This window comes from Zetaproteobacteria bacterium (genome assembly GCA_003696765.1).
Classification (GTDB): domain Bacteria; phylum Pseudomonadota; class Zetaproteobacteria; order Mariprofundales; family J009; genus RFFX01.
In genome coordinates this window covers 1-9,067 of record RFFX01000018.1, presented here as the reverse complement: position 1 = coordinate 9,067, position 9,067 = coordinate 1, and the positions used below count along the sequence as shown (strand labels likewise).

The window sequence follows — 9,067 nt, the reverse complement described above, 5'->3', positions numbered from 1 at the left end:
GGCCCTGGAAGGGGGGGATCGGTAAGGGGGCGGGCGCCTACGCCGGTGGCTTTCCCCCTTCGGCTTCTCCCCGCGCGGCCAGCCCGGCGCGCAGCGCACGGGTGAGCCGGCGGGTCTTCTCCTCGGCCAGTCGCTGAAACTCGGGGCCGAGGCCGGCCACCCGGTCGGGGTGGTACTGCTTGAGCAGCCCGCGGAAGGCGTGGCGGATCGTCTCCGATTCGGCATCCGGCGCCACCCCGAGCACCTCGTACCACGGTGCATCGGCCCGCCGCTCCTCCTCCCGTCGGGGGGTGTGGACCAGGGGGGTGACGATCAGCCGGTCGGCGCCGGTGCGGATGGAGAAGGTGAGCCGGCAGTGGGGGCAGTGCCAGCGCCGGCCGGTGAGCGGCGGTGTCAGCCGGACCGGCTCCAGACAGCCGGGACAGTCGATGGCCACCTGTGTGGCGCCCGCGGGGTGGCGGAAGCGGCGGGCGAGCGGATGGGGGAGATCCTGCAGCAGCCGTTCGGCGTGGTAACGCTCGGCGCGGTGGTCGCTGCCGGCGGCGGTGATCAGCAACTGCACGGCCTCATCCGGCGCCCGTTCGCCGCAGGCGGCGACCAGCCGCCCCACCGCCAGTGTGATCCAGGTCCGTACATCCCTGTCGTGCTCCGTCTGCCAGGCGGCGACCAGTTGCGGCAGGAAGCGCTCCTGTTCCATCCGGCCGAGCAACTCCGCCGCCGCCCGACGGATACGCGCTTCGTCGTGGTGCAAGAGCGGCGGCAGGCGCTCCGGACCGATCTTGCGGCAGCAGTCGAGCAGCCGCTCCTGCAGGGCGCCGTCGGCGCCGGGGAAGCGGCGCAGCAACGCCGGCAGCGCCGGATGGTGGCGGGGATCGGCCAGCGCGCCGACGGCGTCCCAGACCACCTCGAAATCGGGGTCGTCGAGGGCGGAGACCAGCGCCTCGCGGGCGGCGGGGGTGTCGATCTCCCGCAGGGTGTGGATCGCCTGACTGCGGATGGAGGGCTCGTCCTCCTGCAGGAAGCGCACGAGTTTGTCGACCAGCGCGTCGCTGCTGAAGCGGACCAGGGCGGAGCTGGCGCTCTCCCGGACCAGCCAGTCGGGATCGGTCAGGGCGGAGAAGAGGGGCTGTTCCGCCTGCGGGTCGCCCAGCCGGCCCAACGCCTCGGCGCTCTCGCCGCGTACCCGTGGGTCGGGGTCGCCGAGGGCGGCGATCAGGCCGGGGATGGCGCGCCGTCCGCCGATGCGGCCCAGTCCGCGGGCGGCCTCGCTGCGGCACCACCGGTTGCCCTCCGCGAGCGCCTTGAGCAGCACCCCCTGCACGCGGGGGCCGAAGCGGACCAGGCGCGCCACCGCCCGGGCGCCGGCCAGCCCCTCCCGTTCGCCGATGAAGCTGCCGAGCAGGGCGATGACGGTGGCGCTGTGGGTCTCGTCCCCCTCCTTCTCCCCACCGGCGGAGGCGATCAGCTCCACCACCGCCTCGCGCCGGGCGCTGCCGTGACGGCCGCCGTGGCGTTCCAGCACCAGGCGGAACGGCTCGACCGCCTCGGGGCCGAGCGCGACCAGGGCCGCGGCGTCGGCCGCAGCGGGGGCCGGGTCGCGGAAGAGGCGCCGGCTGATCGCCCACCCCCGCCGGCCGGCGGGGGAGAGGCGGCGCTGGGCCGAGAAGAGTTCGGAGATGACGGTCATGCGCGCGCTTCGGATTCCTCACACATCGGTCGCCTGCCGCCGCGGGCGGGCGGTTTGCGCGGCCCTCCATGGCCGCGGATGCCGACCTTCTGCCGGGCCGGCATGGGGGTGTTGCCCCCGCTTGATTCCGCGCATGCTGCATCCGGCGGTGGGGAACCGTCCACTACCCGGCATGGAGAACCGACGCAGCGGCTTGACTTCTCGCGGCTTTCCCGTTGTATTGCCGCGCTCCATGACTGCTGTCTGCTCATCGCGGTCGGGCCGTGTGTTGCTGTGGGGAGGGGTGTTGTTGCTGCTCGCCTCCTGCCGGACGGTGGTGCCCCACCCTACCGTCTCCTTGCGCGATCGCGGGGTTCCCCATCCCACCTACACCATGCATCCGGTCGGGCCCCAGATGCAAGTTCCTGGATTCGCAGGAAAGTTTGTCGATCTCAACCAGGACGGGAAGCTCGATCTGCTCATCGGGGAGCGGGGGTTGCGCGCCGGTTTCGTGTTCGAGGCGGGCGACGGCCACGGCCGCTGGTCCTCCTTCGCCGGGCCGAAGACCACGATGCAGCCGCGCGCGTTCGATGTCGCCGATGTCGGGCGCGACGGCCGGTTGATGGTGTTGATCGGCGGCGAGGGAGACACCAGGGGGCTGCAGGTGTGGCAGCCGGACGGCATGCACTGGAAGCTCCATTCGGTGCCGATCGAGAACGGGATCTACCATCAGGTCCGCTTCGCCGACGTCAACGCCGACGGCTGGCCCGACATCGTCGCCGCCCGGGTGGGGAGGGAGATGGAGGCCGGCGGGATCAACGTCTGGCTCAACGACGGCCGCGGCGGATGGATGCCCGATATCGGCCCGCAGCACGCCGGTGACTACGTCGATCTGGACATCGCCGATCTCGACGGCGACGGCCATCTGGACATCATCGCCGCCGAGCGGGGGGATATCGGTTCGCGCGAGCGCAGCTACGAGGGGGATTGGCACTGGGCCGGCGGCGTCCAGATCTGGTACGGCGACGGCGAGGGGCGCTGGACCCGCGAAGTGCTGCCGGTGGACGGCGACGCCGAGTCTGTCTGCGTGGCCGATGTCGACGGCGACGGGCTGCCCGATGTGGTGGCCGGGCTCTACCAGCGGGGGATCCGGGTCTGGCTGCAGGTGCCGCCCGAAGGCGGCCGCCACGGCGTCGGGATGCGCTGGAGGGAGCAGGCGGTGGCCGCCGCGGGCGACCGGGGGAATCTGCGCGACTCGGATGAGCGGGGGCATCGGTTGCGCGGCGGGGTCGACGACGCCCCCGGCTTCGACCACCGCCTCGACGAGCTCAGCGGCACCTGGAGGCGACAGAAGATCGTCCACACCGGCACCTGGCGTGCGGTGCGGGTCGGCGACATCGACGGAGACGGTCTGCAGGAGCTGATCGCCGCCTCCTCGGTCGGCAAGGGGTTGGGGCTGTGGAAGTGGTCGAAGCAGGAGGGGCGGTTTCTCCCCTGGCCCCATCAGTTGCCCGACTATGGGATCTACTACCGGCTCGATCTCGGCGACGTCTTCGACAAGGGGCTGTTGGACGTGCTGGCCGTGCGCGAGGATGGCGGGGTGGAGGTGTGGTCGTTCAGCCGCCCCGAGCGGGAGCGCCCCGTGCCGGTAGGCGGCACCCCGGAGGGGATGCCGGCGGTGGTCCGTTTCGACAGCGGATCGGCCCGGCTCAGTGGTGGGGAGCGCCGACGTTTCCTCCACTGGCTGGAGAGCTTCGGCTCCGATCTCTCCCCCTTCCGCTTCTCCATCTCCGGCCACGCCGACAGCCGTCCCATCCATCGCCCCCCCTTCCCCGACAACATGGCCCTCTCCCGGGCGCGGGCCGAGACCATCGCCGATCTGTTGCGCCGGAGGGGAGTGGAGCCCCGCCGGATCACCGTGCGCGCCTTCGGCGCCTCCAGGCCGGCGCGTCCGGGAAGGACGCCGGAGGCGCTGCGTTCCAACCGCCGTGTGCTGGTCCACGCCGAGCGTCTGCTGCCGGCGAAGGGGGTGCGGCTGCCCGTGGTGGGCAGCCGTCCGGTGAAGCGCGATCTGTTCCACATCAAGCAGAACAAGGTGTTCAAGACCTACAAGGGGATCCCCGACTACATCATCGGGCCGGGGGACGAGCTGCAGTTCACCTTCTGGACCGGCGGCAAGAGCGTCACCTACAAGAAGACGGTGCAGGCCGACGGCCACGTCTCGCTGCCCTATCTCGACGATCTGCCGCCGGTGCAGGGGAAGTCGGTGATGGAGCTGGCCGATCTGCTCACCCGCATGCTGGCGCGCTACCAGCGCAAGCCGCGGGTCGACGTGGTGCTGCTCAAGGCGCGCAGCAAGACCGCCACCATCTTCGGGCAGGTCAAGGATCTGCAGCGGCAGCCCACCGGCCCCGGCACCTATTTCCTCCACGGCCGGGAGACGCTGGTCGACTTCATCGCCCGCACCGGCGGCCCGACCAGGGAGGCCGACATGACCAGGGTGCAGATCATCCGCGGCGGCAAGACCATCTTCCTCAACCTGCGCCGGGCGATCAATCAGGGCGACTGGTCGGAGAACGCGCTGATGGACGACGGCGATACGGTGTTCATTCCCTCACGCGCCCAGTCGAAGCACATGGTCTTCGTCCTCGGTGCGGTGGGCAAGCCGGGGCTGGTCGAGTATATCGGCAAGCTCACCTTCCTCGAGGCGGTCTCCCGCGCCGGGGGGTTCCGGAAGAGCGCCTACCGGCGGGATATCCGCATCGTGCGGCAGGAGCGGGACAGCCCCCAGATCATTCCGGTCGATTTCAACCGCTTCATGCATGAGGGCGATCTGACCCAGAACGTGGTGTTGCACGACAAGGATGTGGTGATCGTGCCTCCCCGGCCGATCGACAACTGGAACCGCTTCGTCGCCGACATCCAGCCGACGCTCGACCTGATCACCAACCCCTTCACCACCATCACCACCATCGACGCCGCCATCAAGGCGCTTCCGGCGGGGCCCTGACCATGGCCTCGATCGCCGAGGGGCGGGCCTACGACCTCAATCTCGACGAATACTGGCAGATCATCGTCCGCCGGCGGTGGGTGATCCTCTTCTGCGCGGCTTCGCTCGGCCTCTTCAGCTGGATCTTCGCCTGGCTCCACCAGCCGCCCCCGCTCTACAGCTCGATGGCCGCGGTCAAGGTGGACACCACCGTCGACGTCGACGCCACACTCAGCGGCGGCGGCACCCGGCGCAAGCGGATCGACATGGATACCCAGCTCAGCCTGATCCGCTCCTACGCCCTGATGGAGCGGGCGGCGCGGGCGCTGGGCTACATCCCGGACGACGTCTCCAGCGACGAGGCGCGGCTCCACCCGGTCTACATCAACCGCATCATCGAGCTCAAGAACGCCATCGAGGTGGAGCAGGAGGGCAACGGCGGGCTGATCACCATCACGGCGGTCTCGCCCGACGCGCGCGATGCGCAGCGCATGGCCCAGGCGGTGGCCGAGGAGTACATCCGCTTCAACCGGGAGGAGCAGAACCGTCAGGTCTACGAGGCGAAGAAGTTCGTCCGGAACCAGATGGAGGTGGTCGGCAAGCGGCTGAAGGAGGCCGAGGATGCGGTGCGCCGCTTCAGCCGGGAGCACGGCATGACGCTGGCGGGCTCCGATCCCAGGACGATGACCCGGATCCTCAACGACCTGGAGAACCAGTACCGCGCCACGGTGCAGCATCTGGCCGACCTGCGCTTCACCCTCAAGCAACTCAAGCGCCAGTTTGAACGCACCGACGAGGGGTTCACCGCCATCACCGTGGTGGGGAAGGTGAGCAACTACTTCTCCGCCCTCAACCAGCGGCTGATCCAGATGCAGCTCAAGCACACCGAGCTGGCCACCGCCTACACCAGTGAGCATCCGCAGATGCGTGAGCTGCAGGCGCAGGCGGACGACATCCTGGTCGACATGGTCGACGAGCTGATCAACCAGGTGCGGCTGACCCAGACCCGGGAGCGCGAACTCAAGCGGCGCATCGCCCTGGCCAACGCCCGCTTCGCCAGCATCCCTTCCGACACCGCGGAGCTGGCCCGGCTCAACCGGACGGTTTCGATCAACGAGGATCTCTTCAATCAGCTGGAGCAGAAGTACCAGGAGCTGTTGATCCGTGAATCGCAGCAGCAGCAGACGGTGACCCTGGTGCGGCCGGCGATGCTCTCCTACGACCGGATCAACCCGGTCAAGCTGGGTCAGACCGCCGCCGCAGGATTCCTCCTCGGCCTGGTGCTCGGGCTGGTGATCGCCCTGATCCTCGAGGCGATGGATACCTCGATCGGCACCATCGAGGAGGTGGAGTCCTTCCTCGAGTTGCCGGTGATCGGCTACATCCCGCAGCTGGAGCAGGAGGAGGCGGAGGAGATCTTCTCCCGCCAGAAGGGGCTGGCCGTACGCGGCGGCGCGCTCGATCGGCAGATCCGGCTGATCACCCACTTCGCACCGGCGGCGGTGATGTCGGAGGCCTACCGCAGCCTGCGGACCAACCTGCTCTTCTCCCAGGGGGGGAGCAAGAGCAGGGTGCTGATGCTGACCAGCTCGACCATGAAGGAGGGGAAGAGCTCCACCGCGGCCAATCTGGCCATCGTGCTGGTGCAGCAGGGGGCGCGGGTGCTGCTGGTCGACGGCGACATGCGCAAGCCGATGGTGCACCACACCTTCGGGGTGGAGAAGGGGCCGGGGTTGAGCGACTGTCTGCTCGGCCAGTATCCATGGCGTGACGCGGTCAAGCGCTTCTCCGACATCGTCCTGGGGGAGATGGGGATCGACATGGCGATGTACACCCCCGGCCTCGACCAGCTCGAGCTGCTCACCTGCGGCAACGTCCGAGCCAATCCGCCCGATCTGCTCGCATCGGAGACGATGACCACCATGTTGGAGGAGTTCCGCAAGGAGTACGACTTCGTCATCATCGACATGCCGCCGTCGCTGCACACCACCGACGCCACCATCCTTGCCGGGCGGGTGGACGGCGTGTTGCTGGTCTACCATGTCGGTTCGGTGGTGCGCGGCGCGCTCAAGCGGGTGAAGACCACGCTGGAGGGGGTCGGCGCCAACATCGTCGGGCTGGTGCTCAACGGCGTGCGCGGCGAGATCTCCGCCGACTTCAAGGCGTTGAAGATGGATCAGTACTACGCCTACGGCTACGGCGCCGAGGACGAGTATGTGCGTAAGCCGCTGGTCGAACGGGCGCGCGCCTGGCTGGAGGATGCCTGGCTCTACGTGCGCGGGGCGGCCTCCGAACGGTGGCGGACGTGGCGCAAGCGCCGCTAGCGCTGTGGGGCCAAGGAGGGCTGTCCTTCTCGATGTTCGTCGAGCAAAACGTCCATGGAGGGGCGTTTTGCGGTCTGATCCATGGATACCTTGCAGCGACGCAGACGTCGATTCAGCCGCAGGAGGATGCGGGCGATCCGGCAATATGCGATCATCGCGTTGTTGATGGCGATCACCGGCTTCGTGGTCATCGTGGTCGACGAGTGGCTCGATCAGCGGGCGCGGCGGGAGGGGGCGGTCGCCCCCTTCGCCGGGGAGGGGGGAGCCTCGGGCCGCTCCGGAGCCGCGGGGGAGCCCGTCAGGGAGCTCAAACGGATCGGTCGGGAGCTGTTCAAGGAGTGAGGCGTTCCGGTGCGGTCGGTCGCGGTCGCGGCGGAGGGGGGTGGCCGTGGCGTTAGGGAGGGTGCGCATCCCGGTGCCGCCCACGGTCTTCATCACCTTCCTGCTCAGCCTGGTGCTGGTCTATGCGGTCTACCTGATCTCGCCGCAGATGGCCCAGGGGCCGATTCTGGTGGTGGGCGCGCTGCTGGTGATCACCATCGCCTTCACCAACGTCGAGCTCTCCCTCTACCTGCTCATCCTGATGACTCTGCTCTCACCGGAGATCACCTTCGGCGGGGCGAGCAAGGCGGAGCTGGCCGCGGGCCTGGTCACCACCACCGAGAGCCGCGGGATCACCTTGCGGCTGGACGACATCATGCTCTCGTTGATCTGCCTCACCTGGATGTTCCGCATGGCCATCGACAAGGAGCTCGGCTTCCTGCGGCGGACGCCGATCAACCGGCCGCTGATCTGGTACTGGTCGATCTCGGTGGTGGCCACCATCCTCGGCAGCTTCGACGGCAAGATCGGGATCTACGGCGCCTTCTTCCTACTCAAGTATCTGGAGTACTTCCTGCTCTTCTTCATGATCATCAACCATCTGCACGACGAGGATACCATCCGCCGCTTTTTGGCGACGATGCTGCTCACCTGCGTGCTCGCCTCCATCGTCGGCATTGCGCAGATCCCGAGTGGTGAGCGGGTGTCGGCCCCATTCGAAGGGGAGGAGGGTGAGCCCAACACCTTCGGCGGCTACCTGATGCTGATGTTCTCGGTGATGCTGGGGATGTTTCTCCACACCCCGCGGCGCAGCCGCATGCTCAAGCTCGGAGTGATGATGGCGATCGTGATCGTCCCCTTCATGTATACCGAGTCGCGTAGCTCCTACCTCTCCATGGCGGTTTCGATCCTCTGTTTCCTCATCTTCTCCCACTACAAGCGGCTGCTCTTCTCCATGCTGGCGATCGGCTTGCTGCTGGCCCCGGCGGTGGTGCCGAAGAACATGGTCGACCGCATCATGTTCACCTTCACCCAGAAGCAGCAGGAGGGGCAGCTCAAGGTGGGCGATCTCAAGATCGACACCTCCACCTCGGAGCGGCTGATGGCCTGGTACAAGGTGATCACGGTCGAGTTTCCCAACCATCCGCTGCTCGGGGTGGGGGTCACCGGCGGGGAGTTCATGGACGCGCAATACCCGCGTGTCCTCTCCGAGACCGGCTTGCTCGGCTTCTCCGCCTTCCTTTGGCTGCTGCGCCGCTTCTGGGTGCTGCTGCGCCGCTGCTACCACCGCATCCGCGACGAGGAGCTGCGCGGGGCGGCGCTGGGCACGCTGTGCGGCTATGCCGGGCTGCTGGTCCATGCCATCGGCGCCAACACCTTCATCATCGTGCGCATCATGGAGCCCTTCATGATTCTGATGGGGCTGCTGCTCGCCGCGTTGCTCATCGAGGAGCAGGCCGCAGGGCCACGGGAGCAGGCCCCATCGCCATCGACCGCCAGCCGGATGGAGGCGGTGGCCGCGTGAGCGCTCGCCTGCTGCCGCTTCTGCTGCTCCTGCCGGTGCTGTTCGGCGCGCAGCCGGCCGGTGCGGTGACGGTGGAAGGGCTGCGGCTGTGGGGGGCGCCCGACCATACCCGACTGGTGCTCGACATGACGGGGCGGGCGCGCTACAAGCTCTTCCGTCTGCACCGGCCGGAGCGGGTGGTGATCGACATCGCCCACGCCCGCGATCGCATTCCGGCGGGCGATCTGCGTCGGCGGGGGGGG

General features: G+C 68.5%; 6 protein-coding genes. 5 read left to right on the top strand and 1 reads right to left on the bottom strand.

The features are described 5' to 3' along the window. Positions 1-37 precede the first annotated feature (37 nt). The gene (locus D6682_01955) at positions 38-1,687 is read right to left on the bottom strand and encodes a hypothetical protein (protein ID RMH52418.1); all 1,650 of its coding nucleotides are present in this window, start codon (positions 1,685-1,687) and stop codon (positions 38-40) included. Between D6682_01955 and D6682_01950 the strand changes: the two genes are divergently transcribed. The 5 genes from D6682_01950 to D6682_01930 all read left to right on the top strand — a co-directional run. Then, the gene (locus tag D6682_01950; GenBank protein RMH52417.1) at positions 1,677-4,676 is read left to right on the top strand and encodes a hypothetical protein; all 3,000 of its coding nucleotides are present in this window, start codon (positions 1,677-1,679) and stop codon (positions 4,674-4,676) included. The genes D6682_01955 and D6682_01950 overlap by 11 nt on opposite strands. 2 nt (positions 4,677-4,678) lie before the next feature. Then, positions 4,679-6,979, top strand: a complete 2,301-nt coding sequence (locus D6682_01945; protein RMH52416.1) for a polysaccharide biosynthesis tyrosine autokinase — start codon at positions 4,679-4,681, stop codon at positions 6,977-6,979. 126 nt (positions 6,980-7,105) lie between these two features. Further along, positions 7,106-7,321 (top strand): hypothetical protein, encoded by a 216-nt coding sequence (locus tag D6682_01940; GenBank protein ID RMH52415.1) that lies wholly within the window; start codon positions 7,106-7,108, stop codon positions 7,319-7,321. Positions 7,322-7,469: 148 nt separating this feature from the next. Further along, entirely contained in the window at positions 7,470-8,825 is a 1,356-nt protein-coding gene (locus tag D6682_01935) for a hypothetical protein (protein RMH52420.1), read from the top strand. Continuing rightward, a partial coding sequence (locus D6682_01930; GenBank protein ID RMH52419.1) for an AMIN domain-containing protein occupies positions 8,822-9,067 on the top strand: 246 nt, incomplete at its 3' end. The genes D6682_01935 and D6682_01930, both read left to right, overlap by 4 nt.

Bases quoted from the DNA above. Each gene is read 5' to 3' on its own strand.
- D6682_01950 (RMH52417.1), top strand. From the start codon at position 1,677: ATGACGGTCATGCGCGCGCTTCGGATTCCTCACACATCGGTCGCCTGC.
- D6682_01955 (RMH52418.1), bottom strand. From the start codon at position 1,687: ATGACCGTCATCTCCGAACTCTTCTCGGCCCAGCGCCGCCTCTCCCCC.
- D6682_01945 (RMH52416.1), top strand. From the start codon at position 4,679: ATGGCCTCGATCGCCGAGGGGCGGGCCTACGACCTCAATCTCGACGAA.
- D6682_01940 (RMH52415.1), top strand. From the start codon at position 7,106: ATGCGGGCGATCCGGCAATATGCGATCATCGCGTTGTTGATGGCGATC.
- D6682_01935 (RMH52420.1), top strand. From the start codon at position 7,470: ATGGCCCAGGGGCCGATTCTGGTGGTGGGCGCGCTGCTGGTGATCACC.